This window comes from Plantactinospora sp. ZYX-F-223 (assembly GCF_039649625.1).
GTDB lineage: Bacteria > Actinomycetota > Actinomycetes > Mycobacteriales > Micromonosporaceae > Plantactinospora.
The window spans coordinates 123,405-149,324 of sequence record NZ_JBDJAV010000003.1 but is presented as its reverse complement, the minus strand read 5'-3'; the positions used below and the strand labels follow the sequence as shown (position 1 = coordinate 149,324).

The following is a 25,920-nucleotide window of genomic DNA, read 5'->3' as shown; positions in this document are numbered from 1 at the left end:
CCCTGGGCGCGGCGCGAAACAGAACGGACGGCAGACCTCATGCCGACCGATGTATAGAAACTATAATGAGGTGATTAGCCTGCTATGCCATATTTGGACCAACAACTCGGTCAATGAACCTTTTTCAACCTCCCCTTGCGGTCCGGCGGACCGCAAGGTCGGACGCAGTGCGTGAGCGCCGCGCGGTCCAGGTTGAAAAAGGTTCAATCTTGATGCGGTCGGTGCGCAACCCCTGGTATGCGCCGGGCGTGCGTCGCACGGTCCGTTGTGGCCGCAGGTGAATCGGGCTCGCCGCCGACGTCGACACCGCCTGACGCGTGCGAACGAGGGACGTCGACGGCGGAGGCTTCGGGCCGCCGTTCCTTCAGACGAGCTGGCAGGCCGGGCTTCGCTGCGCCTGTTGAGAGGCGGGTCGGAAGCTGATGTCGGTGACGGTCCAACCGGCGGCGCGCCATCGCGCCGCGACGATCACCCCCTGAGTGTCGATGATCCGGCGGACGGCGGTCCTGTCGCCGATGGCATACGGGTCGAGGCTGCGGAACTCGGGCCAACCGGTGGTGACGAGGACGAGGTCGGCGTCTTGCGCGGCATCGGCGGCGGTGGGCGCGTAGCTGAGTGCCGGGGCGGTGTGGCGGGCTTGGGCCATGCCTTGGGGGTCGTAGACGGCGACGTGGGCGCCGGCCTGGTGGAGTCGTACGGCGACGTCCAGGCCGGGTGAATCGCGTACGTCATCGACGCCGGCTTTGAACGCGGCACCCCAGACGGCGACGCGGCGGCCGGCAAGTTTTCCGTCGAGGACCGCGCGGGCGAGTTCGACGGCCCGGTGGCGCCGGTGCCGGTTGACGGTGTCGACGGCGCGCAGCAGCGCGGCGGCTTCGGTGCTGCCGGTGTTGTCGGCCTGGTGGGTGAAGGCGTGCAGGTCTTTGGGGAGGCAGCCACCGCCGAAGCCGAGGCCGGGCTGAAGGTAGTGATGCCCGATGCGGGTGTCGTAGCCGATGGCTTCGACGAGGTCGGTGACGTTGGCGCCGATGGCGGCGCTCATCTCGGCGACAGCGTTGATGAAGCTGATCCGGGTGGCGAGGTAGGCGTTGGCGGTGGCCTTGACCATTTCCGCGGTGGCGAGGTCGGTGACGACAAGGGGGCATCCGTGGCTCTTGATGATCGGCGCGTAGAGCGCCCGGAGGGACTTTTCGGCTTCCGCGGAGCTGACGCCGATGACGATCCGGTCGGGCGTAAGGGTGTCGGCGACGGCGGTGCCTTCGCGGAGGAACTCGGGGTTCCAGGCCACCTCGACCGCGTCGCCGGCCGGAGCGAGCCGGCGGACCAGGGCCTCCACGGCGCGGGCGGTGCCGGGTGACACGGTGGACTTGCCGACGATCAGGCATGGACGGTGCAGATGCGGAGCGAGCGCGCTGACGGCTGCGGTGAGTTGGGACAGGTCGTAGGAGCCGTCGGGACCGGACGGGGTACCGACAGCCAGGAAGTGCACCTCGCCGTGCGCCGCGGCGTCGGTGAGGTCGGTGGTGAACCGAAGTCTTCCGGTGCCGATGTTGCGGGACAGCAGGTCGTCGAGTTCGGGTTCGTGAAACCAGCCTCGCCCGGCATTGAGGGCAGCGACTTTCGCCAGGTCGATGTCGACACCGACGACGTCGTGGCCGATGTCTGCCATGCCGGCAGCGTGGGGGGCTCCGAGATGCCCGGAGCCGATAACGGTGATCTTCAAAGCCTGGTCCTTTACGACGTGTGCTGCCGCCTCGGCGGCAGCCCTCCGACAGATGGTTCAGCGAGAACAGAGCCAGTGCCCGGGTTCTGGATCCGAGCAGCGGCGCAACCGGCCGCGCTGCGGTGGACCTGGACCAGGGGCGGCCGTGGCCGCAGCGCCTGCCCCTGCCTCGCGTGCCTGGCGGATGCGCTCTGACAGCTTAGGTGGCATTATGGCCGATATGCGGCTTTTTCCAGAAACCACTGATCGGGAAATGCGAATTTCACCCTGACTTGCCGCTTCTGTTGGTCAGAGGACGGCGTGGAGGGGCATACCGTAGGTCTCGCAACCCGGCGTCACGGGCGCCTGGTAGCGACCGTTGTCGCGGTGGCACCTGGCTGCGCTGGCCTGGCGGTTCGAATCGTACGCACACCTGTTCAGGGGCGGCCTTGCCGATCGCTGGAATCCCGCCCACTCCCCGTCCTACGTCACGGGGGATCCTCTCCCCCGACCCGGTGCGGCCGGTGGGTCACACACCCGCACCCGACGGAATCAGTCCGTGTGTCCGTACCCGGTCCAGCAGGTTGTCGTTGCCGACAGCCCGCCGCCACGCCCGGTAGGCGTCTCCAGCTCGCTCGCGTGCGTCAAGGCGCTCGCTCGGTGTCATGGCCGCGAAGCGATCGAGTTCCTTTGCCAGGTCGGCGGGAGCGAGGTCGTCGAGGACAAGTCCTCCTCCGTCGTTGAGAACATCAGTCCACGGCGTTTCATCCGAGCAGATCACCGGACAGGAGGCGGACAGGCTTTCGGCGATAACGAATCCGAAGTTCTCTCCCAGCGTGGGAAAGACGAAGGCATCGTAGCGGGAGAAGATTTGCCGGACCGCCGAAGGTGCGACCTCGCCCTGGTAGCGCACCGTCACATTCCGGGGAAGCCGGGAGATGAGTTGCTCGCAGCGTGACCAGTACGCGACATCCTCCAGCGGGCCGTAAATGTCGAGCTCGACCGGCGACGACACCCGACTCAAAGCGTCGAGCACCATGTCCAGGTTCTTCTTCGGCGAGATCCGCCCGAGGAAGACCAGTCGCACCGGCCCGTCGCTCGGGGCCTGCGGCGGCAGAGGCTCGTCGGGCAGCGGCACCTGGTAGTGGTTGACGAGGATCTTGGCCCACGGGAACACCGCCCTGATCTCCGCTGCCTCCCGGTTCGTCACCGCATGCCACGTCACGTCGGCATGCTGCAGCAGAGGCGCCCACACGGTCAGGAACAGACGCTTTTTCCTGCCCTTGAGCATCAACGCTCCCGGCGACAACTCCCCGTGCGGAGAGAGAAGGACCCGGCGGGCGTTGACGAGCCGGAGCCGTACGGCGACGATCGGTAGCACGGTGAAGAGTGGTTCCCACAGACTGTTGACGTGCAGTAGGTCGAATCTGGTCTTCCGCAGCTCGCGCCACAACCCGAGCCACTGCAGAGGACGACGGACGTCCAGATAGAAGATGCGGGAGCGTCGCCGGCCCCACCATTTTCCGGACAGGTCTCGATAGACCTCCGTGGAACCGACGTCGCAGTCCCGTGTGACAACCGTCAGATCGACATCATCAGAAACCGTGTCGACGGTCTGGACGATCGCCCGCACAATACCGCCACCACGAAAGCCGGGTTCGAAGACCCTGCATGTCATCAGTACCCTCATACGGTCGTGAACCACCGCACGACGCTCCCTTCGATCAGGCGGCGACGTGCCGCCTCTGCCGTTAGTTCGATCGACCCGGCAATGTGGCCTCCGATGCGGCGTGTCCGCATGCGGCAAGGCGGCGGGAACGGAGGCCGGACCGACTGACCCGTCCGTGCCTGGCCGGCACGACCACCTTCGCCGTCCCGGTCGGGGAGCGGGTGGTCGACAAGGCGGACCGACCGACGAGCGGGAATGAGGGACGAACGCGAATACGGCACGACTCCTCCAGTCCCGCCCATGCGGGTTCCACACGTAGTTGACAGCGAATCTCTCGTTGCTCAGCGTATCGCACTATAAGTTCTGTTATAGGGTCGTATGTCCAAATCAGGAGTACTGATCCGTTTGGTCCGCCCCCGTCATCGGTAGCCGGGACCGCTCCGGCCACCCACCCCGATCGGATCGGCGCGGGTGGCGGCGATCCGGCGCAGCGGGCCCGGCGCCCCGCTCACCGCGATCGCCGCGACAACCTGTGCAACGTGGCGTTGACCTCGACGGGGCAGCGCTACGCGCGGGGAGACAACACCTGCGACCAGATCGGCGACGGCACCACCGGCACGCGCCGCACAGTTCCACCACCGCACCCGGCGACAGTCAGATGTGGACGGCGAGGAGGGTTGCTGGCATGTCGAGACTCCTGAAACTGGAGACGACAGCCTTTGTCGACACCGTGGTCCTCGCCGGCTCGTACGTCCTGGTGCGCGTGATCACCGAATTGGAAGGCGGCCGGCGCTCCGCTGTGCGCGGCCCCGCCTCGGCCACCGGGTCCGGCGTGCCCACCTCACCCGCTCCGGCCTCACCGGACGTCGCCGCCAGCCCGAGCGTCCCGTCAGCACGAGTTCCGACCTGGCCGCTCGGTCCAGAGCATGACGGGCCCTACGGAGCCCGGGTGACCACCGGCACACCCAAGCCGTGACCGCGATTGGCTTAGCGCTCCTCGCCGTCCAACTAGCGAGCGACGAAATCGAGCACCGCGTTCAGTTGGAGATCGCTGCCGCCGAGGGTGACGCGCGCCTTGACCTCGGTCTCGCCGAACTGCATGGCGACACGGATGCTTCGTTGCGTCAGGTCCAGGTGCATCACCTCGGCCAGGTCCACTGTCAGTCGGCCAACCCGGTAGCAGCCCACCTCATCGACGTACCGCGGTTCGGGCTCCCGGGTCGCATAGAAGTCGACGTCGACCTCCGTCTGGTCGCCTTCGACCGGGATGCATCCCTGGACGGCCTCGTGTCCGCTCCGGACAGTCTCACCGGCACGGACGAACACGGCGAACCTATCGACGCAGGTGACCTCTCCCCGCGAGTTGACACGCCGTTTGGCCGGCAGATCGACGCCTTCCTCAAACGACGTGACCACATCGATGCCGTAGGTGTACTTGGATCGGCGCGCACGGGTCTGCGGGTCGTAGGCGAAGTGAACCGCTCCCGCCAGTACCGCCATGGCCGATCTGGGTACGACACGGACCTCGGCCCGCCCGCGGAGGTGGCCTCGTACGCGCTGCTGAAGGTAGGGCGACGCGGCGAACCCTCCGACGAGCAGGACCACCTCCGGCGACTGTGCCGGGCCGGCGGCCGAACGCATTTCGTCGAGTTGTCGGTCGATCATGTCCAGAATACGAGGAACGACCTCCTCGAAGACGTCGCGAACCTCGTCCGGGGAGACGACGATGTACTCGTCTTCTCCGCCCTGCAGATCTGGTAGCGCGTACCTCGCCGACTCACTCAGGCAGCGGTCGAGTGCCTTTCCGATCGGCAGGTACAGCGATTGCGCGAGATCGACCGTCGCGTGCACCTTGACCCGTTCCCAGGCGTCGAGCAGGTCCTCCAGCGCCGCGGGACACTGATTGGCGAGGCGCTGCATCTCCTCCACACCACCCAGGCGCTTGGTGAGTACCGTCTCCTCGAACACCTTGTTCAGGTACGCCGATCCGCTCTTGTCCCCGTAGGCGCGACCGATCTCGACCATCAGCCCGTTCTCGTCGTTGCGGTACGCGGTGATGTCGATCGTCCCGCCTCCACAGTCGACCACCATGAATCTGGTACCGGGCTGGTTGAGGTCCCTACCGTCCTCGGCACCGTTGACGCTGACTCCCGATACTCGCGCGTGATAGGCGGCGGCCTCGGGCTCAAGGGCGAGGATGAGTCGTCCGTCCTCGGTCGGCATTCCCGCCTCGTAGGCCGCCTCACGCATGAGCTGCTTCTGGTAGTCGTCCCAGATCGCCGGGACCGTCAGACACCAGCGGATCTCGTCCGCACGGTAACCACTCCCGGAGATCTCGGTCAACGCCCGCTGGTAGATCCTCTTCAGGAATGCCACGACGAGCCGCTCCGGGCTGTCCTCGCAATCATTGAGGGAGACTCCCCGAAACGGCGGCCGCTCGTCTCCGAAACGTGCCAGGGACAATTTGAAATGCTTCTTGTACCGGTGGCCCGCATGGTACAGCTCGAGACCATGGGTGCGCCACATCCGATGCGCCTCCCACCCCCAGGACAAGACGTCGCCATGACGATCGATGATCAGTGCCGTGAGAGTCTTCGGGTACGGTGATGGCTGCCCCGGCCACTCGTCGCAGGTGAAAATCTGCCGCTGGCAGGGATCGTCGTGCAAGGGGCTCAGGAATGTCCAGGCAAAGCCGCAGCCATGGGTGCCGAAGTCAATTACAGCCACAACCCTGATCTCGGCCATAGCGCCACCCTCCATGCCCGGCATTTGCGGACCGAATGAAGGGGAAATCGGTCACGCCACAGACCTCACTGCCGCTGGCCGCAGTCTCTACCCCACTCAACGCATCGGGGTCACGACCGGTTACTGACGGCCTCGGGCGGGCCTGGGGCATCTGTCGGGACCCGCGCCGCACTGTGGCGGTAGCCGGCCCGACGGTCGGCCGTCTGCGCCACCCCTGACCGGGATGTCCCGCGTGCAACAGGAGTCCGACCCCGGATCGTCGATGTCACGACACCTGTAGATAGACCGACTTCACTGTGATCAGTAGCTTTTCACCTGCTGCCCACTATCGGTCTACCTTGGAGGTTCGGCATGTCCAGGCGGTTGACCGCCCTACTCGCACTGGGCGCCCTCGTCGTGGCAGGTCAGGTGGCCGGCACCGGCGCCGCACGCGCCGACGATCCCCTGGTCGGCACCGTCGACATCCCGTTGGACGCGCCCGAGGCCCCCAATCTCGCCGGCCAGGGGCAACTGGCGGTGACCCTGTTCGGCACCGCCGCAGTGGACGTCAGCCGGATCGACCCCGGCACCGTCCGGCTCGGCCCGGACGCCCCGGTCGACGCCCGCAGCGGCGCCGCGGTCGCCCGGTGGGTCGGCGGCGGATTTCTCAGCACCGTCACCGACGTGAACTCCGACGGTCGGTCCGACCTGCGGCTCTACTTCGACAAGGAGGCGCTGCGCGCCACCGGGCAGCTCAGCGCCGCCACCACCACGCTGACCGTCTCCGGCCAACTGCCCGACGGCCGGCTGGTACGCGGCTCGGACGCCGTGTCGCCCGGCGTGGTACTCGAGGTCAAGTTCGCGGAGGCGTCGGCGGTACGCGGCACGGACCGCGCCCTGCGCAGCGAGCGTGGCCGGGACCTCGGCCCGGTCCGGACCGTACTGGACCGGCACCGCGCCGTGGAACTCAGCCCGCTGCTGCCGGAGCCGACGCTGGCCGGGCTCGCCGGGCTGGCCGCGACGGCGCAGGCCTGGTCCGGCCGGGCCATCCCCGACATGGCCTCGTGGTATCACCTGACCCTGCCCGCCCGGGCGGACGTGTCGGCGGCGCTGCGCGACCTGCGGGCCCTGCCCGACGTGGCGTACGCCTATCCGGCGCCCGAGGCGGCACCGCCGCCCGCCACCCCCGACTTCACCTCGATGCAGGGCTACCAGCGGCCGGCGCCGCAGGGGGTCGACGCCGACTACGCGCACCAGGACCCACGCGCCCGGGGAGCGGGGATCCGGATCGTCGATCTGGAGTACGACTGGAACCCGTTCCACGAGGACCTCCAGCTCGACTGGTCCAGCGACCTCGGCGGCACCCAGTTCCCCCGCAACACCAGCTTCGCCGACGAGCACGGTACGGCGGTCTTCGGCGAACTGGTGGCCCAGCCGAACGGCTACGGGGTGACCGGCGGCGTGCCGGACGCCGACATGTTCGGAATTTCGCCGATGCAGCGGCTCAGCAGCGGCCAGGCCAGCTACCGCCCGGCGGCCGCGCTGTCGCACCTCGCCCAGTTCCTCCGGCCCGGCGACGCGGTGCTGATCGAGCAGCAGACGGTCGGCCCGAACGGCGGTACCCGGTACGTCCCGGCCGAGTGGGTGCAGTCGGTGTTCGACGCGACGGTCCTGCTCACCCAGCTCGGGGCGGTCGTGGTGGCCACCGGCGGCAACGGGGGCGAGAACCTCGACGCTCCCGAGTTCCGGGGACGGTTCGACCGGTCGGTCCGGGACTCCGGCGCGATCATGGTCGGCGCCGGCTCCAGTACGAACCGGTCCCGGCTGAACTTCTCGGTCTACGGCTCCCGCCTCGACCTACAGGGCTGGGGGCAGAACATCACCACCACCGGCAGCAACGGCAACCTCCAGGGCGGCACGACCCCGGCCAACCGCAACATCCGCTACACCCGGTCGTTCGGCGGCACCTCCGGCGCCGGCCCGATCGTCACCGGCGCGGTGGTCGCGATCCAGTCCTACCTCAAGGCGACCGGTCGACCGGTGATGACCGCCACCGCGGTGAGCAACCTGTTGAAGAGCACCGGCACCCCGCAGGGCGGCGACATCGGCCAGCGGATCGGGCCGCTGCCGAACCTCCGGGCCGCCCTTCAGGCCGTCCCGCCGTCGATGGTGGTCTCGGCCTCCCCCGTCGGCTGACGGCGGACGGCCGAGCGGCGGGCTGCCGGGTCCGGGTGACCCGACAAGCCCGCCGTCGATCCCTGACGGTGACGTCGATCCCTGACGGTGACGTCGATCCCTGACGGTGACGTCGATGAGCCACCCGGACATCGAGACGCTCCCCGGCGCGACCGGCCGGGCAGGTCAGGTCAGGAGTTTCCCGTTGACCCGGCGCGGAATGCCCAGCGGGTTGGCCGCGCGCAACGCCGCCGGCAGCAACTCGTCGGGCATGCCCTGGTAGGCGACGGGGCGCAGGAAGCGGCGCAGCGCGGTGACCCCGACCGAGGTGTGCAGCGAGCCGGTGGTCGCCGGCCACGGTCCGCCGTGCTGCATCGCCCAGGTCACCGCCACCCCGGTCGGCCAGCCGTTCCAGATCACCCGGCCGGCCCGCCGGGCGGCCAGGTCGACCACCCGGGCCGCCACCGGGTCACCGGCCCCCTCGCCGTGCACGGTGGCGGTCAACGCGCCGGGGACCACGGCCAGCGCAGCCAGCAGTTCCGTCTCGTCGGCGTACTCGACCAGCAGGGCGGCCGGGCCGAAGCACTCCTCCAGCAGCCGGTCGGCGTGCCGGACGAGGTCACCGGCCGAGACCGCCAGCAGTTGCGCACCGGCCCGGTAGCCCGGCTGGTCGACCGGGGCGGGCGCGACCACCGTGCGTACCCCGGGCACCGCGGCCAGGGCGGCGGCCCCCTCCTGGTACGCGTCGCGGATCCGGGCGCCCAGCAGCGGTCCGAACGAGGCCGCGCCGACCGCCTTGCCGAGTACCCCGTCCAGCCCGTGCCCGGCGGGCAGGAAGAGCAGGCCGGGCTTGGTGCAGAACTGGCCCGCGCCGAGGGTGACCGAGCCGACGAACGCCTCGGCGATGGCGTTGCCCCGGGCGGCCAGCGCCGTCGGGGTGACCACGGTCGGGTTCAGCGAGCCGAGTTCGCCATAGAACGGGATCGGGTCGGGTCGGCCGGCGGCGAGGTCGGCGAGCGCCCGCCCACCGGTGGCGGAGCCGGTGAAGGCGCCGGCCGTGATCGCCGGATGGGTGATCAGGGCCCGGCCGGCCTCCATGCCCCGAACCACGGCGAACGTGCCGACCGGGGCGCCGCCCTCGGCGAGCGCGTTGGCGACCAGCGCGCCGCACAGGTCGGAGAGTCCGGGGTGACCGGGATGCGCCTTCACCACCACCGGGCAGCCGGCGGCCAGCGCGCTGGCCGTGTCGCCGCCGGGCACCGAGAAGGCGAGCGGGAAGTTCGACGCCGCGTAGACCGCGACCGGACCGACCGGGAGCAGCATCCGGCGCAGGTCCGGTCGGGGCGCCGGCAGCGCGTCGGGGTCGGGCAGGTCGATCACCGCCTCCAGAAACGACCCTTCTGCCACGGCGTCGGCGAACATCTCCAACTGCACCCGGGTCCGGGTCAGCTCGGTGTGCAGCCGGGCCGTACCGAGGCCGGTCTCGGCGTCGCCGAGCGCGACGATCTCGTCCCGGGCCCCCTCCAGCGCGGCACCGATCCGGCGGAGCAGGTCCGCGCGGGTGGTCAGCGGCAGTGCCGCGTACGCCGGGGCGGCGGCGGCCGCCAGCCGGCAGACCGCGTCCAGTCCGTCGGTACCGGTGTGTGGCACCGGATGACCGGTCGGTGCGCCGGTGTAGGGGTTCATCGGCTGGTCCAGGTCCATGCCAGTCTCCGTCGGTCCAGTCGGGTTCACGGGGCGAATACCAGTTTCCGCAACATACTGTCCAGGGTGGGCGCGTCCACTCCGCCGGGCCAGCCGCGCAGCAGCGTGCCGCCCTTGGCGACGACGACCACCGCCGGTGGTTCCCGGACCGCGTACGCCCGACCGATGCGCTGGTCTCCGTCCACCAGTACCGGATATTCCACCCGGTGCCGGCGCAGGTATTCCTGTAGGGCGTCCGGCTCGTCCGCGCCGGCCACCCCGACGAAGACCACCCTGTCACGGTGGGCACGGGCCAGCTCGCTGAGGGCGTCCTGCCGAGACGCACAGGTGTTGCACCAGGAGCTGAAGAAGGTCAGCACCACCGGACGGTCGGCCCACAGGTCCGGCACCGCCAGCGGGCTGCCGTCGGTCAGCGTACCGGTGACCTTCGGTGCGGCCGGCAGGTCGGTCGGCGCCGGTCGCAGCGCCAGGTCACCCGGCACCGGGCCGGGCAGTGCGGCGGCGCCGCCGGCCACCGGCGGGGCCGGTTCGGGGTCCGCGCCGCCGTCTCCGGTGCAGCCGGCCGCGAGCACCCCGACCGTCGCGGCGACCCCGAGCAGGGCGGCGAGGCGGGGCCGGCGCATCGCACCGAACCACCGCGTCCGTCCGTGCCCCGGCAGGGTGGGCGGGACCGGCCCGGTCACGAGGGCACCACCGCGACCAGCGCGGGCCCCTCGCTGTCGTCCCTGGTCAGCGCGATCGGCCGGCGGTCGTCCACGACCAGCCGGTACGCGTCCCGGTCGGCCACCGAGACCGGGACGGCGAACTCGCAGAACGTCGGGACGCGCGGCACCTCCAGGTCCTCGGCGAAGGTCCGGACCGACTTGCCGGGCGGCAGTTCGCCCTCGGCCAGCGTCTCGCCGTCGCCGTCCACCACCCGGTACGCCGCCCGGTTGTGGAAGTGGGTGTACGGCCCGGTACCGGCGCACTCGACGCCCTCGGGCCGGAGGTTGATGTCCCGGACCAGCACCCGGACGGTCATCGCGGCGCGCGGCTCCTCGTCGTCGCCGCAGCCGGCCAGCGGGGCGAGCAGCAGCAGTGGCAGTGCCGCCAGCAGGTGGCGGTAGCGGACCCGCCGCATCTTCCCTCCGGCATGGTCGGAGCGAGGTGCCCGGGAGGCGGCGCCGTGCGCGCCACCTCCCGGGCGTCCCGCCGGGCGGGTCAGGACTTCTGGACGCGGCACTGCTTGGTCACGGTCTTCGTCGGGTCGCTCTCCGAGGTGGCGGTGAGCCTGACGACGCCGGTCTGGGTGGCCGACGGGGTCGCCCCGACCGAGACCCGGACCGTACTGGACTTGCCGAACCCGGCGGCGGCGAGTGCGTTCGGCAGCTCCACCCGCCAGCCCTTGCCGCCCACCGAGGCGGAGAGCCGGTAGACGTCCGACGTGAGGTAGGCCGTCGCGTTCTCCGGGTGCGCCTGGCCGCCGGCCGCGTACGCGCCGGTGTTGGTCAGGGTGAACGAGCAGGTCACGCCCCGGTTGGACGGCCGGGTCGCGGTGGTCACCTCGCCGCCTGACAGGGCCACGCCGTGACTGCTCGGTCCGGCGCCGTCGAGCGAGCGCACCGCTACCGTGTACGACAGCACGCCGTCGGCGTCGCGCTTCAGGTCGAGTACGTAGAAGTGCAGCCGGTTGGCCTCGTCCACGTACTCGTACTCGCTGCCCGACCGGGTGCCGGCGTGGAACAGCGCGTCGGAGAGCTGCCGGTAGTCCCCCATGGTGATCTTCTGCGGGGTACCGTCCGGCCGGTAGAAGTCGATCATGTCGATGTCCTGCGGGTTGGCGTCGATCACCCAGACGAAGGGGGCGTTGTCGGCGTTCTTCGTCTTGGACAGCAGCACGCCGCTGTCCGGGGTGAACGAGTCCGCACCCATCCGGTCCACGACCTCGACGGTGTAGTTGTTGAAGTTGCCGTCGTCGCAGAGCGGATCCGTGTTGGGGTCACAGTCCGGCGACCGGTCCCGGTTCATCGCGATGTTGATCCCGGTGAGCCCCTTCGGACCGGCGTCCACCGCCCGGGCGGTCACCGTCGCCACCACCATGCCGGAGGTGGCCAGCGCCTCCCGGCTCAGCCGCAGCAGGTGTTCCTCACCGAGCAGACCGATCTTGATCTTGTCCCGGACGGTGTGCAGCGAACCCATCGAGCCGCCGTTGACCGGTGGGATCTGCCACCGGGTGTGCGGACCGCCGGGCCCGTTGAACGAGCCGCGCGACATCATGCTCCAGATGCCGGTGTACGCCCGCCGCAACGGCGTGCCGTACGGGTTGTTGTAGTTGTCGCCGATGCTGAGCAGGTGGCTCAGTTCGTGCGCGTACACGCCCATGCCGGAGCTCTCGGCCTGGGTGGAGGAGCCGCCACCGGCGTTGGGCCAGATGGTCGACGCCGCCTTCCAGGAGGTCCACTCGACGTACCGGGTACGCGCGTAGTTCGGCAGGTTGGCGTCCGGCGGGCCCCAGGCGTCCGGCACGTCCTCCTTGGTCTGGAACATCATCTGGCCGAACTCCTGCCAGGTGGACGACTCGTCCTGGCCGGCGGAGAGGATGAAGACCAGCTCGAACGAGTCGGCCACCTCGTCACCGACCGCCGCCCGCCAGGCGCCCAGCCCGTCGGTCCGGATGTTCTTGGCACACTGCTCGCCGCTCGGGCAGGCGCCCGGGTTCATCGTCCCGTTGTCGATGCCGTACTGGTAGGACTTCGCCGGCAGTTCGTACGGGCCGAAGCCGGTCAGGTCCACCCCGTACCGGCCGCCCGAGTCCTGCATCCAGTACTCGTGCAGGGTGTGGCCCTTGTTCAGCTCGTTGGGCTTGTTGAGGAAATCGGTGTAGAAGGCCGCCACCTGGTCGCGCGGGATGTTCGCCGCCGTCGACTGGGGGTTGCCGAAGACCGTCGACCGGGCCCGCTGGGTGACCACGAACGGCTGGTCCGGGTAGTCGAGGGTGACCAGAGCGATCTTGAAGTTGCGGACCGAGCCGGCCACCGTCGGGTCGGCCCAGTTGGTGTTCGGCGGCGTGACGTAGTCGTCCCAGGTCATCCCGTCCGGGTTCTCCCAGGACTGCGGGTCGAGTACGTCGAACGGGCCGGTGCCGCCGGCCGGGTTGCCCGGAGCGCCGGAGGCCGGCGTCGTGGCGACGCCGACGACGAGTGCCGCCGCGAGCGTCGCGGCCAGCGCCGACCGCCACGCCATGCCTCTGCTGGACAGTAGGTGCATCCAGTCACCTCTCGTTCTCCCTCGGGGGCGCCGGCGGCGCTCCACTGCGGCGTGCGGGACGCTCCGTGACCGTCCGGCCAGTCGGCGGCCCCGTCCCGACACCTCCGGCCCGTCATCATGATCACGCCGACGCGAATCTATGCGGCCCGACCGGCGGCGTCACCCTACAGATGTCGCCGGGTGCCCCGACCGGTTCCGACACCTGCCGAAGCCGCCCGGACCGGCCCGGCCGAACCGGACGAGCCATCGACCGCCCGGATCGGACGGTCCGGCCCGAACCGTCAGATCTGGAAGCCCTCGGGGAACGGATCCTCGGGGTCGAGCAGGTACTGCGCGGTCCCGGTGATCCAGGCCCGGCCGGTCACCGTCGGCACCACCGCCGGCAGCTCGCCGACCATGGTGGTCCCGACCAGCCGGCCGGTGAACCGGGTCCCGATAACCGACTCGTTGACGAACGGCGTGTCCAGGTCGAGCAGGCCCCGGGCGTGCCGCTGGGCCATCCGGGCCGACGTGCCGGTGCCGCACGGCGACCGGTCCACCCAGCCGGGGTGGATCACCACCGCGTTGCGGGCATCCGCGCCGTCGGTGCCGTCCTGCACCACCTGGACGTGCCGGCAGTCGTCGATCGCCGGGATCGTCGGGTGCCGGGGCGGCGCCTGCTCGTTGATCGCGTCCATCACGCGCAGCCCGCGCCGGATCAGCTCCGGCACCGCCGCCGGCTCGACCGGCAGCCCCAGGTCCGCCGCCTCCACAATGGTGTAGAAGTTGCCGCCGAACGCCATGTCGTAGCGAATGGTGCCGATCTCCCCACCCACCTCCACCTTGCGGTCGGCGGCGAGCAGGAACGACGGCACGTTGCGCAGCGTCACCCCGGTCGCCCGGCCGTCCCGGACCGCGACGTCCACGCTGACCAGCCCGGCCGGGGTGTCCAGCCGGATGGTGGTGACCGGCTCGACCACCGGCACCATCCCGGTCTCGACCAGCACCGTGGCCACCCCGATGGTGCCGTGCCCGCACATCGGCAGGCAGCCGGAGACCTCGATGAACAGCACCCCGACGTCGGCGTCCGGCCGGGTCGGCGGCTGGAGGATCGCCCCGGACATCGCGGAGTGGCCGCGCGGCTCGAACATCAGCAGCCGGCGCAGCCCGTCCCGGTCCCGCTCGAAGAGCCGCTTGCGCTCCAGCATGGTGTCGCCGGGCAGCACCCCGACGCCACCGGTGATCACCCGGGTCGGCATCCCCTCGGTGTGCGAGTCGACGGCGGAAAGCACCAACCGGCTACGCATCGGCGTCGGCCTTCAACGCCCGCTCCATGTCCTTGGTCACCTGGATCCGGGCCGGCTCCGCGAGGGCGCCCCGGGGCGGCCGGCACGGGCCGCCGTACCGGCCGGCCAGCTCCATGCCGAGCTTGATGGCCTGGACGAACTCCGGCTTGGAATCCCAGCCGAAGATCGGGTGCAGCTCGGTGTAGAGCGGCAGTGCCGCCGCCAGGTCGCCGGCCCGGCACAGCTCGTAGAGGCGTACGGAGAGCCGGGGCAGCGCGTTCGGGAAGCCGGCGATCCAGCCGGTGGCCCCGCAGACCACCAGCTCCAGCAGTACGTCGTCGGCACCGGCCAGCACGTCGAGGTGCGGGGCGAGGTCGCGGATGCGGTGCAGCCGGCGTACGTCCCCGCTGAACTCCTTCACCGCCACCACCCCGTCGGTCTCGGCGACCGCCGCCAGCAGTTCCGGGGTGAGGTCCACCTTGGTGTCGAACGGGTTGTTGTACGCCACCACCGGCAGCCCGACCGCGGCCACCTCCCGGTAGTGCGCGAGCACGTCGACGTCCCGGGCCGCGTAGGTGTTCGGCGGCAGCGCCAGTACGGCGTGCGCGCCGGCCGCCTGTGCCTGCTCGGCCCAGTGCCGGGACTGCCGGCTGCCGTACCCGCCGACGCCGGGGACCACCGAGAACCCGTCCGGGGCCGCTTCGACGGTCGCCCGTACCACGTCGGCCCGTTCGGCGTCGGAGAGGTTCTGGTACTCCCCCAGCGAACCGCACGGGGTCACGCCGTGGCAGCCCTCGTCGGCCAGCCACCGGACATGCTCCTGGAGCCGGTCGACGTCGACGGAGAGGTCGTCCCGGAACGGCGTGGGGATGGCGACGACGACACCCTGCCAGGGTTCGCGAGCTGTCACTGAACCCTTCTCAACCTCCCCTTGCGGTCCGTCGTGGCCGCGGGTGGAAGTCGGGGCGCTTGCGCCGCGCGGTTCAGGTTGAAAAGGGTTCACTGAACTGGTCCTTCCTCGGCAACGGCACCCAGCGGTACCGGCATGACGATCTGACGCTTGGCGAAGTCTTCCAGCGGCTGGTCCCGGCCGGAGGCGGCGGCGAGCAGGCAGGCGGCGGCCCGGCCGCACACCCGACCCTGGCACAGCCCCATCCCGACCCGGGTGACGAGTTTCAGCGCACGGATGTCGTCGAGGCCGTACCTGGCCACGTCGGCGCGGAGCCGCCCGGCGGTGACCTCCTCGCACCGGCAGACCACGGTCTCGTCGCGCAGCCAGTCCGTCCAGCCGTCCGGCACCCGGTGCACCCGGTGCATGGCGGCGGCGAAGCGGCGCTGCCGGGCGGTGCGGCGTACGACCGGCGCGGTAGTCCGGGCCAGCCCGGCGTCGTCGAGCAGGCCCAGCCGGTGTGCGGCGGCGAGCCCGGCCAGCCGGCCCTCCGCGACGGCCAGGTCCGCACCCCCGACCCCGGTCGCCTCGCCGGCCACCAGCACCCCCGGTACGCTGCTGCGGCCCCACTCGTCCACGGTGACCACCAGGCTGCCGTCGGCCGGGTCGGTCCGGGTGGCGCAGCCGAGCGCGACGGCGAGGTCGACCGACGGCGTGAAGCCGTATCCGACGCAGACCGCGTCGACCGGCACGCTCCGGGTCACCTCGCCGGGCCGCCAGCCGCCGTCCACCCGCCGCACGGTGGCGCGCAGCCCGGCGCCGTCCTCGACCACCTCGGTCACCGCCTGGCCGCGCCAGAGCGGTATCCGGTGCCGGCGCAGCGCGGTGAAGTGCCGGGCCGCCTCGGCGAGCTTGCCCGGTGCCCCGGCGACCGCCAGCGGGTGCCGGCACCAGCGGCGCAGCGGCGCCGCCTCGACCACCCCGGCGACCTCGGCACCGGCCGAGGCCAGCCCGGTGGCGGCGACGAGCAGGAACGGGCCGGTACCGGCGACCAGCACCCGCCGGCCCACCAGCACGCCCTGCCCCTTGGCGAGCGCTTGTGCCGCCCCGGCGGTCACCACGCCGGGCAGGTCCCAGCCGGGGAACGGCACCACCCGGTCGTACCCGCCGGGGGCCAGCAGCACGACGGGGGCCGTCAGCGTGGTCGGACCGGCCGGGCCGGACAGCCGCAGCGTCGCCCCACCGGCGGCACCGTCGGCGGGTTCGGCCGACCAGACCTGCTGTCCGGAGTGGACGGTGATCCGGGGGTGGGTGTCCGCCTGCCGCAGCAGGTCGGCGAAGCGGGCGGGGTGCGGCGCCGGCCGGACGCCGGCCACGGTGGGTTGGCGCAGGTACTGCCCGCCGGGCCGCTGGCCCAGGTCGAGCACGGTGACCTCGGCACCGGCGTCCGCCGCCGCGAGCGCGGCGGCGAGTCCGGCCGGCCCGGCGCCGACCACGGCCAGCCGACCGCTTCCGCCGCCGCTCATCGGGCGTCCTCCCCGGCGCCGGGCCCGAGCACGTCCCCCGGCTCCGGGCCGGGCCCGCCACCGGTCCCCACGACGTCGCCGGGCGCGGCCGGGCGCAGGCAGGCCCGCACACCCGGCTCGCCGTTGCAGACGACCAGGCAGTCGAAGCAGATCCCGATGCCGCAGAAGACGCCGCGCGGCCGGCCGGCGAACCGGGTCCGCCGGGTCGTCCGGCGGCCGGCGGCCAGCAGCGCCGCCGCCAGCGTCTGGCCGGCGCGCACCGGTACGGGTTCGCCGTCGACGACGATGGTGAACCCGGCCGGTACGCCGGCTCGGCCGTCAACCGGCTCAGGTGGTCGCACCTGCGGTCTCCACTTCGGACGAGAACCGGGCCGGGTCGAACGGGTCCAGCGCCAGGTCGGGCCGCTCACCGGTCACCACCTGGGCGACCAGGTGCGCGGTGGCCGGCGCCAGCCCGATGCCGGCACCCTCGTGCCCGTGCGCGTGCACCAGGCCGGGGATGCGCGGGTCGGCGCCGATCACCGGCAGGTGGTCCGGGGAGAACGGCCGGAAACCGTGGTAGACCCGCATCACCCGGACCGCCGCCAGCGGCGGGAACAGCCGTACGGCGCCCTGTGCCAGCCGGCGGACCGCCTCGGCGTTGTAGCGGCGGTCGAAGCCGACCAGTTCCCGGCTGGCGCCGATCAGGATGGTGCCGGCCGGGGTGCCCTCGACGACCGTCGAGGTCTGCAACCCGGCGTCGCCGCTGGCCACGTTCGCCAGGTAGTCGGCCGAGTAGACCTTGTGCCGCACCAGCGGCGGGACCGGCTCGGTGACCAGGATGAAGCCCCGGCGCGGCGCGACCGGGGCGTCCGCGCCGGCCAGCCCGGCGAGCCGGCCGGCCCAGGCCCCGGCCGCGTTCACCACGTGTCCGGCGGCCACCGGACCGGTGCCGGTCCGCACCCCGACCACCCGACCGGCGGCGTCCCGGAGCATCTCGGTGACCTCGGCACGCAGCCGTACCTCGGCGCCGCGGTCGCGGGCGGCGGCCAGCAGCGCGGCGGCGGCCTTCGCCGGCATGACCTGCATGTCCTGCGGGTAGCACAGGCCACCGGCCAGTTCCGGGGTGATCGCCGGCTCGCGCTCGCGCACCCCGGCCGGATCCAGCAACTCGACCAGCACGCCCGCCGCCGCCTGCGCCCGGGCCGTCTCCCGCAGCCCGGCCAGCCCGGCCGCGCCGTCGGCGCCCGGGCCGACCCCGGTGACCACCAGGCCGCCCTTGGCCTCCAGCTCGATGTCGCCGTACCGGTCGCCGAGTTCGGCCGCCCAGCGCCGCCAGAGACCGTTGCTGAACAGCGCCAACTCCAGCTCGGGGCCGGGCAGCTTGTCCGAGACCAGCAGGTTGCCCTCGCCCGAACCGGTGGCCCCGGCGACCAGGCCGGCCCGCTCCAGTACGGCGACCGTCAGCCCCCGCCGGGCACAGGCGTACGCGCAGGCCGCGCCGACGATACCGGCGCCGACCACCACCACGTCGAAGCTGCCCGCCATGCCCTTCCCTCCGTAGCCGGCCGGACCGCCTCCGCGCACCGGTCGGGGCGCGGGAGGCGGTCCAGCGGTCCGTTCCGCTACCGGTTCACCCGGCAGGTGGCCGTCGCCGTCCGGCTCGGATCGCTCTCCGAGCGGGCGGTCAGGGTGACCCGGCCGACCTGGGTCGCGCCGGCGGTCGCGGTGGCCACCACCTTGACGTTCACGGTCCGGCCGAACCCGGCCGTGGTCAAGGCGTTGGGCAGGGTGACCGTCCAACCCGCCCCGTTGACCGTGGCGGAGAGCCGGTAGACGTCGGCGCGCAGGTACGCCGAGGCGTCCTCCGGGTGCGCCTGCCCGCCGGCGACGTACCGGCCGGTGTTGGTGACGGCGAAGGTGCAGGTCGCGCCGCCTCCGGTCGGGCTGCCGGTGGGGCTGCCCGCGGCGGCGACCCCGACACCGCGCACCGAGTTGCCGGCCCCGTCCAGGTGCCGGACCCCCAGGGTGTACGACAGCACCCCGTCCGCGCCGACCGACCGGTCGAGGACGTAGAAGTGCAGCCGGTTGGCGGTGTCGACGTACTCGTACTCGCTGCCGGAGCGGGTGCCGGCGTGGAAGAGCGCGTCGTTGAGCTGCCGGTAGTCGGCGACCGTCCGCTTCACCGGGGTGCCGTCCGGCTTGTAGTAGTCGACCATGTCGATGTCCTGCGGGTTCGCGTCGACCACCCAGGTGAAGCAGGTGTAGCCGCAGGTGTTCGTCTCGGCGTCCTTGTTCTTGGCCAGCAGTACCCCGTTGTCCGGGGTGAACGAGTCCGCCCCGATCCGCTGCACCGTCTCCAGGCTGTACCAGTTGTAGACCGGGCTGCCCGGGCAGAGCGGGTCGGCGTTGATGTCACAAGCCGGGGTCAGGTCCCGGTCCATGCCGATCCGGACCCCCTGGATGTCCCGGGCCGCCGGCACCGCCGTGCGCGCCTTCACGGTGACCACCGCGACGCCGGTGGTGCGCAGCGCCTCCCGGGAGAGCCGCAGCACCTGCGCCTCGTCGATGTGCCCGAGCTTGAGCTTGCTCCGCAGCGTCTGCCCGGCCGGCATCGCCGCGCCCTGGGCCGCCGGCACCACCCACCGGTTGTGCGGGCCGCCGGGCCCGTTGAACGAGCCGCGGTCCATCACGTCCCAGGTCCCCGACCCGACCCGCCGGTACGGCGACACGTACGGATTGTTGTTGTTGTCGGCGATCCCGAAGGTGTGCACGATCTCGTGCGTGATGGTGCCGGAGCTCTCGCCCTGCCGCATGCTGGACGAGCCCCAGAGCTGGGAGCCGGCCTTCCAGGAGGTCCAGTCGACGTAGCGGGACCGCACCCAGTTCGGCAGGTTCGGGTCCGGTGGGCCCCAGGCATCCGGCACGTCCTCCCTGGTCTGGAACATCATCTCGCCGAACTCCTGCCAGACCGACGTCTCGTCGTAGCCGGCGTAGACCCGCAGCACCAGGTCGAACCGGTCGCGCACGTCGGAGCCCTCGGCGGCCCGCCAGAGCGCGTCCACGTCCGCGTCCAGGTTGCCGTTGCAGGTGGACCCGGCCGGGCAGCCGGCACCGTTCTGCCCGATGTCGTTGAGCCCGTACTCGAACTGCTTGCGGGGCAGCCGGTAGGGGCCGAACGGGGTGAACTCCACCCCGATCCGCCCGTTGGTCTGCTCCATCCAGTACTCGTGCACCGTGTGGCCGTGGTTGAGTGCGCTCGGGGTGCCCCAGAAGTCGGCGTAGAACCGGGCCACGTCGGCCCGGGCGACCGGGGCGACCTGCGGGTTGCGGAACGGGTCCGACCCCCGGTTCTGAGTGATCACAAACGACTGGTCGGGATAGTCGGCGGCGACCAGGGCGATCCGGAGCTTGCGCTGGCTCGGCTGCCGGCTCGGATCGGCCCAGTTGGCGCCGGGCACCGGCCGGTAGTCGTCCCAGGTCATCGTCTCCTGGTCCTGCCAGGTCTGCGGGTCGACCGGATCCAGTGGCGCGGCTCTGGTGCCCGGCCCGGCCTGGGCCGGTCCGATCCCGGGTCCGGGCAGCAGGGCGGTCGCGGCGACGACCGCGACGACCGCGGTGAACGCCCTGCGGAGTTGGTCTGTGCGGGTAGCGCGGCGCAACGCATCTCCTTCGGGTCGGGGTACTCGGCTCGGTGCTCCGGCTGGTGGTCGGTCGGGTCGGGGCGCGGGATGTCGCGCGACGGTACCGGGATGTCGCAAGCCCCGGATGTCGCAAGCCCCGGATGTCGCAAGCACGGTAAGGACATCGACGTTTCCGGGTCTTCGGACAGATGCAGGAAGCCCGCTGGGCGGATCAGGACTTCTGTCGGGACTTGTGCCGTACGCCCCGAAGCACTTGCGTACCGGGCCGGTGCCGTCGGAGGGTAAGGACCGGCGGTCCACGTCGGTGCACCGGCGGGGCGGGCCGCCCGCCGGCCACGAGGAGGATCAGCGAAGGCATGCACACGGAGCTGCAACGCATCGTCGACGCGGTGGCGGCCCGGGTGGGCCGGCCGGCGCTGATCGAGGACCGCCGGCAGCGGGTGGTCGTCTACAGCGAGCACACCGGGCTGATGGACGACGTACGCCGGACCTCCATCCTGCGCCGGCACACCACGCCCGAGGTCATCTCCTGGTTCCACGACGTCGGCATCATGAAGGCCCGTACCCCGGTCCGCACGCCCGCCTGCCCGGAGCTGGACCTGCTGCCCCGACTCTGCGTGCCGATCACCCACCACGACCTGCTGCTCGGCTTCGTCTGGTTCATCGACGCCGACGGCGGCATGACCGATGCCGACATCGAGACCGTGACCCGGGCGATGTCCGACCTCTCCCTCGCGCTCTACCGGGAGAACCTGCTCGGCGAGCTGGCCTCGCAGCGGGAGGCGGAGGCGGCCCGGGCGCTGCTGGTGGACAGTCCGGAGATCCGCACCGAGGCGGTCCGTTCGCTGCTCGCCGAGGGTGTGGTCGCCGCCGACGGGCCGGCCAACGCGGTGGTGGCGCAGCTCGTACCGGCCCGGGGGCAGGTACTCGACGAGGTGGCCCGGATCGCCCTGGAACAGGTGCTGGTGGCGACCCGCCGCTGGGTCGGGGTACGCGAGGCACTGCACCTGATCCGGCACGACCAGGGCGTACTGCTGATCTGTGGCGGTCAGGGCGCCGGCCGGCCGACCGCCGAGGCGACCGCCAAGCACCTGAGTGAGGCGCTGCACAAGGCGACCCGGAGCCTCCCCACGGTGGCCCGGGTGGTGGTCGGGATCGGCGAGCCCCGCCCCCGGCTCACGGACGTGGTGCACGCCTACGACGAGGCGCTCCAGTCGGCCCGGGTGGGCGGGCAGCTCTCCGCGCTCGGCCCGATCATCGCCTGGTCGAACCTGGGCATCTACCGGATGCTGTCCCGGATGAACGGCCAGCACCTCGACGTCGCGGGCGTGCACCCGGGGCTGGAACGGCTGCTGCGCGACGACTCCCACCAGGTGCTGCTGGAGACGCTGGAGGCGTACCTCGACCTGGCCGGGAACGCGCACGCCACGGCCGAGCAGCTACGGCTGCACCGGACCACGCTCTACTACCGGCTGCACCGGGTGGAGCAACTCGCCGAGACCGACCTGAAGGACGGCAACGAACGGCTCTGCCTGCACCTGGCCTTGAAACTCGGCCGGCTCACCGGCCACTACCGACCGGCGAACTGAACCCCCGTCCCGCTTCCGGCTCTTGACCCGACGCGGTCTGTGAGCGCTAACATGCTCGGCATCGCCGGATCTTCCGGCGTTCCGCTACGGCAGCTCGATCCGACGCGCCGCCGCTCGACGCACGGCGGCGCCCGTCCCCTGACCAGGCGTACCCGATCGGTCGGATCGCGGCGGAGTCCGCCCGGCCCCACCGTCCGCAAGGGATTAGAAGTGCCCGGCCACCCGCCCCCGGGCGCGACCGTGACGATCGGCAGCAAAGAGGAGGCCACCGTGAGCAACCACCTCTCCCGACGGGACGCCCTGCGCCTCGGCGCGCTGGCGGCCACCGCACCCGCCGCTACGGCGGTCGTCCCGGCCGGGGCCGCGGCGGCGTCGCCGGCCGGCAGCGGTACCGGTCGCCCCGGCCCGGTCCCCCGGCCCGGCTGGGTCGCGGACAACTGGCTGGTCAAGCCGTTCGCGCTCAACCAGGTGGCACTGCGCGACGGGATCTTCCAGCAGAAGCGGGACCGGATGCTCAACTACGCGCGGAACTACCCGGGCACCGGCGGTGTCCTGGACGGCCCCGACCGGATGCTCCACCTGTTCCGGGCCAACGCCGGGCTGCCCGCCCCCGGCACCTGGCCCGGCGGCTGGGACACCCCGAACCACCTGCTCCGGGGCCACTTCACCGGGCACTACCTGACGATGCTGGCGCAGTGCTACGCCGACACCGGCGAGGAGATCTTCCGGCAGAAGCTCGACTACCTGGTGACCGAGCTGGGCACGTGCCAGCGCGAACTGGACCGGCGCAACCCCGGCCGGGTCACCGGCCGGTCCGGGCGGGCCGTCCGGCTCGGCGACCCGCACCCCAACCAGTACGTGCTGATGCCGGCCGGCATCCTCGACGGCGTCACGGACCTCACGGTCGCCACCTGGGTGAACCTGGCGAGCGCCCAGACCGGCGCCCGGATCTTCAGTTTCGGCTCCGGAGGGCAGTCCTACCTGTCGCTGACCGCCCGGATCGCGGCCGGCGCCGGTCCGAGGTTCGCGATCACGACCGGCGGCAGCGGCGGTGAGCAGCGGGTCGACGCCGGGGTGCCCGTCCCGGTCGGCGAGTGGACGCACCTGGCGGTCACCCTCTCCACCGGCGATGCCACCGCCCGGATCTACCTCGACGGCATCGAGGCCGGGGCCGGCACCGTGACGCTCGGCCCGGCCAGTCTCGGCCGGACCACAGCCAACTGGATCGGCCGCTCCCCCGCCAACAACGACCCGCTGCTGGGCGCCACTGTGGACGACCTACAGATCTACGACCGGGCGCTGAGCGCCGAGGAGGTCCGCGCGCTCGCCGCCCCGGACCGGTCGCCGGCCACCTCGGCCGCGCCCACCCCACTGGCCTGGTACCGGTTCGAGGAGGACGGCGAGACCGCGGTCGACCACTCCGGCAACGGGCACGCCGCCACCATCGTCGGCACCGCCCACCCCGGTTTCCTGGCCGCGTTTCCGGAGGGCCAGTTCAGCCGCCTCGAACCGCCGACCTTCCAGCCGAACAGCGGGCCGAACGCCGTCTGGGCGGTCTGGTACACCTGTCACAAGATCATGCGCGGCCTGCTCAACGCGTACCACCTGGCCGGCAACGAGGAGGCGCTGGAGATCGTCTTCCGGATGGGCGACTGGGCGCACAGCCGGCTCAGCCGGCTCAGCCGGGCCGACCTGGACCGGATGTGGGACATCTACAGTGCCGGTGAGACCGGCTCGATGAACGAGGTGATGGCCGAACTCTCCGCCCTCGCCCCCGACCGCGACCGGCGCAGGCGGTACCTCGACACGGCGAAGGCATTCACCTTCAGTACCCTCTTCGCCGCGTCACTGGCCGAACGGGACGAACTCAGCGGCCGGCACGCCAACCAGTACATGGCGCCGAACATCGGCTATCTGCGGATCTTCGAACGGACCGGCGAGCGGGACTACCACCGGGCGGCCCGGAACTTCTGGGCGATGGTGGTGCCGCACCGCATCTTCAGCAACGGCGGCGCCGGGCAGAGTGAGCACTTCCGGGCCCGCGGCATCATCACCTCCGGGTTCAGCTCCGCCAACGACCCCCGGCACGCCGAGACCTGCTGCGCGTACAACATGCTCCGGCTGACCCGGAACCTCTTCTTCCACGACCCCGACCCGGCGTACCTGGACTACTACGAGAAGGCGCTGCACAACCAGATCCTCAGCTCCCGGCGGGACGTGGACAGCGTCACCAGCACCGAGGTGACGTACCACCAGAACATGTGGCCCGGCCGATCTCGCCGGATCGGCAACGTCGTGGAATACAGCCGGTACGGCGGCAACGGGAGTTGCTGCAACGGCACCGGCCTGGAGAGCCACACCAAATACCAGGAGTCGATCTACTTCCGTTCGGCCGACGACTCGACCCTCTACGTCAACCTCTTCATCGCCTCGGTGCTGACCTGGTCGGAGCGGGGCTTCGTGATCAGCCAGGAGACGGCCTATCCGGCCGAGGGCGCCAGCACGCTCCGGTTCGATCGTGGACACGGCCGGCTGCGGGTCAAGCTGCGGGTGCCGTCCTGGGCCGGCCCCGACTACACGGTACGGGTCAACGGGGTCCGGCAGCGGGTCAAGGCAGCGCCCGGCAGCTACCTGATCCTGGACCGGCGGTGGCGGGAGGGTGACCGGATCGACATCTCGATGCCGCTGCGCTTCCGGGTGGAGAAGGCTCTCGACGACAGGTCGGTGCAGTCGATCATGTACGGCCCGACCCTGATGGTCGTCCGGGACGCCACCCCCAGCTACCGCGAGTTCACCTTCTTCCCCGCCGTCAAGCTGGACGGCGACCTCGGCAGGGCCATCCAGCCCACCGGGACGCCGATGCACTTCACCACCCACGGCTACCTGCTGGCCCCGTACTACATCTCCGACCCGGTGCCCGGGGAGTTCAACGCCTACCACCCGTACCTCCGGCGGGTCGAGCCGGAGGTGGTGTTCGGGTCGGTCCGGACCGGCGTACCCAACGACGCGCTGCGCGACGCTGACGGCGAGACCTTCCTCGACCGGGTCTGGGCGTCGGCACCGTTCCCCCGGCACGGCGACTTCCTCCGTACCGTCCGGGACGTCTCGGACGAGTGGCTGGCGGCCGGCCGGCACACCGCCGAGCAACGCCGGGCCATCCTGGTCGCGGCGGCCCGGGCCCGGCCGGACCTGGCTCCCTGACCCGGCGCTGGTGGCGCGGGCCGGTCACCGCCGATCGCCGCCCTGGCAGGTCGCACCCCGACGCCATCACCCGGCGGCGTCGGCCGAGCCCGCCGCCCGGCCGGACGCTTCGGTCTCCAACGCCGCCGCCCGGCCGGTCGCTTCGGTCTCCGGCGCCGCCAGCCGGCCGGTCGCTTCGGTCTCCGGCGCCGCCAGCCGGCTGGCGTACGAGTCGACCAGCGCCTGACCGGCCGGGTCGTCGGCGCCCAGCGACTCCACCGCCGCCTCGGTCATCCGGTGCAGCAGTTCTGTCCGGGCCGTCCGGACGGTGGCCAGGATCTCCACGGCTACCTGGGCGGCCGGCTGCTGCCGGGTCCGCTCGTCCAACCAGAGGTCGACGAGCATCCCGGAGGTGTCCAGCGTCACCTCCACCAGTCCGTCGCCGGCACGCGTCGTCACCCGCATCCCGGCCAGCCGGCGGGACAGCGCGGCGACCCGCTCCGCACGGTCGGCGAAGGCGGCCTGCCAGGCGTCCACCCGGCGCTGCGCCGCGTCGAGTTCCGCCTCGTTGTTCCACATGCCGAAACTCCTCCCGGCCCACCGGTCACCACCGACCAGTCTGCCCCGG

At 71.6% G+C, this 25,920-nt stretch carries 17 protein-coding genes; 3 read left to right on the top strand and 14 right to left on the bottom strand.

All coding sequences use genetic code 11. The features are described from left to right. Positions 1 to 364 precede the first annotated feature (364 nt). The 3 genes from AAH979_RS04410 to AAH979_RS04400 all read right to left on the bottom strand — a co-directional run bounded on the left by AAH979_RS04410 (position 365) and on the right by AAH979_RS04400 (position 6,116). Positions 365 to 1,723 carry a UDP-glucose/GDP-mannose dehydrogenase family protein gene (locus AAH979_RS04410; RefSeq protein ID WP_346256706.1) on the bottom strand — a complete coding sequence of 453 codons (1,359 nt, stop codon included), beginning with the start codon at positions 1,721 to 1,723 and terminating at the stop codon, positions 365 to 367. A gap of 508 nt (positions 1,724 to 2,231) precedes the next feature. Continuing rightward, on the bottom strand, positions 2,232 to 3,392 hold the full coding sequence (locus AAH979_RS04405; RefSeq protein ID WP_346256705.1) for a glycosyltransferase family 4 protein: 1,161 nt from the start codon (positions 3,390 to 3,392) through the stop codon (positions 2,232 to 2,234). A 987-nt stretch (positions 3,393 to 4,379) separates the two neighbouring features. Continuing rightward, the gene (locus tag AAH979_RS04400; RefSeq protein WP_346256704.1) at positions 4,380 to 6,116 is read right to left on the bottom strand and encodes a hypothetical protein; all 1,737 of its coding nucleotides are present in this window, start codon (positions 6,114 to 6,116) and stop codon (positions 4,380 to 4,382) included. Between the two features lie 351 nt (positions 6,117 to 6,467). Here AAH979_RS04400 and AAH979_RS04395 point away from each other — a divergent pair, with 351 nt between their 5' ends. Continuing rightward, positions 6,468 to 8,291 carry a S8 family serine peptidase gene (locus AAH979_RS04395; protein WP_346256703.1) on the top strand — a complete coding sequence of 608 codons (1,824 nt, stop codon included), beginning with the start codon at positions 6,468 to 6,470 and terminating at the stop codon, positions 8,289 to 8,291. Positions 8,292 to 8,456: 165 nt separating this feature from the next. Here AAH979_RS04395 and AAH979_RS04390 read toward each other — a convergent pair whose 3' ends face one another. The 10 genes from AAH979_RS04390 to AAH979_RS04345 form a co-directional block, all read right to left on the bottom strand. Then, entirely contained in the window at positions 8,457 to 9,974 is a 1,518-nt protein-coding gene (locus AAH979_RS04390) for an aldehyde dehydrogenase (NADP(+)) (protein WP_346256702.1), read from the bottom strand. Between the two features lie 26 nt (positions 9,975 to 10,000). Then, positions 10,001 to 10,657, bottom strand: a complete 657-nt coding sequence (locus AAH979_RS04385; RefSeq protein WP_346256701.1) for a TlpA disulfide reductase family protein — start codon at positions 10,655 to 10,657, stop codon at positions 10,001 to 10,003. Beyond that, positions 10,654 to 11,094 carry a hypothetical protein gene (locus AAH979_RS04380; protein WP_346256700.1) on the bottom strand — a complete coding sequence of 147 codons (441 nt, stop codon included), beginning with the start codon at positions 11,092 to 11,094 and terminating at the stop codon, positions 10,654 to 10,656. Before AAH979_RS04380 ends, AAH979_RS04385 begins: the two co-directional genes overlap by 4 nt. A gap of 80 nt (positions 11,095 to 11,174) precedes the next feature. Beyond that, positions 11,175 to 13,220, bottom strand: coding sequence for a M6 family metalloprotease domain-containing protein (locus AAH979_RS04375; protein ID WP_346256699.1), 2,046 nt, complete (start codon positions 13,218 to 13,220; stop codon positions 11,175 to 11,177). Between the two features lie 281 nt (positions 13,221 to 13,501). After that, positions 13,502 to 14,506, bottom strand: a complete 1,005-nt coding sequence (locus tag AAH979_RS04370; protein ID WP_346256698.1) for a proline racemase family protein — start codon at positions 14,504 to 14,506, stop codon at positions 13,502 to 13,504. Then, the gene (locus AAH979_RS04365) at positions 14,499 to 15,395 is read right to left on the bottom strand and encodes a dihydrodipicolinate synthase family protein (protein WP_346256697.1); all 897 of its coding nucleotides are present in this window, start codon (positions 15,393 to 15,395) and stop codon (positions 14,499 to 14,501) included. The genes AAH979_RS04370 and AAH979_RS04365 overlap by 8 nt, the downstream gene beginning before the upstream one ends. A gap of 89 nt (positions 15,396 to 15,484) precedes the next feature. Next, positions 15,485 to 16,900, bottom strand: coding sequence for an NAD(P)/FAD-dependent oxidoreductase (locus AAH979_RS04360; protein ID WP_346256696.1), 1,416 nt, complete (start codon positions 16,898 to 16,900; stop codon positions 15,485 to 15,487). After that, on the bottom strand, positions 16,897 to 17,241 hold the full coding sequence (locus AAH979_RS04355) for a 2Fe-2S iron-sulfur cluster-binding protein (RefSeq protein ID WP_346256695.1): 345 nt from the start codon (positions 17,239 to 17,241) through the stop codon (positions 16,897 to 16,899). The genes AAH979_RS04360 and AAH979_RS04355 overlap by 4 nt, the downstream gene beginning before the upstream one ends. Beyond that, on the bottom strand, positions 17,228 to 18,427 hold the full coding sequence (locus AAH979_RS04350; protein ID WP_346256694.1) for an FAD-dependent oxidoreductase: 1,200 nt from the start codon (positions 18,425 to 18,427) through the stop codon (positions 17,228 to 17,230). The genes AAH979_RS04355 and AAH979_RS04350 overlap by 14 nt, the downstream gene beginning before the upstream one ends. 77 nt (positions 18,428 to 18,504) lie before the next feature. Next, positions 18,505 to 20,541, bottom strand: a complete 2,037-nt coding sequence (locus AAH979_RS04345) for a peptidase M6 (RefSeq protein ID WP_346256693.1) — start codon at positions 20,539 to 20,541, stop codon at positions 18,505 to 18,507. A gap of 338 nt (positions 20,542 to 20,879) precedes the next feature. Between AAH979_RS04345 and AAH979_RS04340 the strand changes: the two genes are divergently transcribed. Both AAH979_RS04340 and AAH979_RS04335 read left to right on the top strand, forming a co-directional pair. Next, a complete protein-coding gene (locus AAH979_RS04340; RefSeq protein WP_346256692.1) occupies positions 20,880 to 22,112 on the top strand; it encodes a helix-turn-helix domain-containing protein in 1,233 nt (410 codons plus the stop codon). A gap of 270 nt (positions 22,113 to 22,382) precedes the next feature. Further along, the gene (locus AAH979_RS04335) at positions 22,383 to 25,313 is read left to right on the top strand and encodes a beta-L-arabinofuranosidase domain-containing protein (protein WP_346256691.1); all 2,931 of its coding nucleotides are present in this window, start codon (positions 22,383 to 22,385) and stop codon (positions 25,311 to 25,313) included. A gap of 66 nt (positions 25,314 to 25,379) precedes the next feature. Here AAH979_RS04335 and AAH979_RS04330 read toward each other — a convergent pair whose 3' ends face one another. Further along, positions 25,380 to 25,871: a YbaB/EbfC family nucleoid-associated protein gene (locus tag AAH979_RS04330; RefSeq protein WP_346256690.1), complete on the bottom strand. Its 492-nt coding sequence runs from the start codon at positions 25,869 to 25,871 to the stop codon at positions 25,380 to 25,382. Positions 25,872 to 25,920 lie beyond the last annotated feature (49 nt).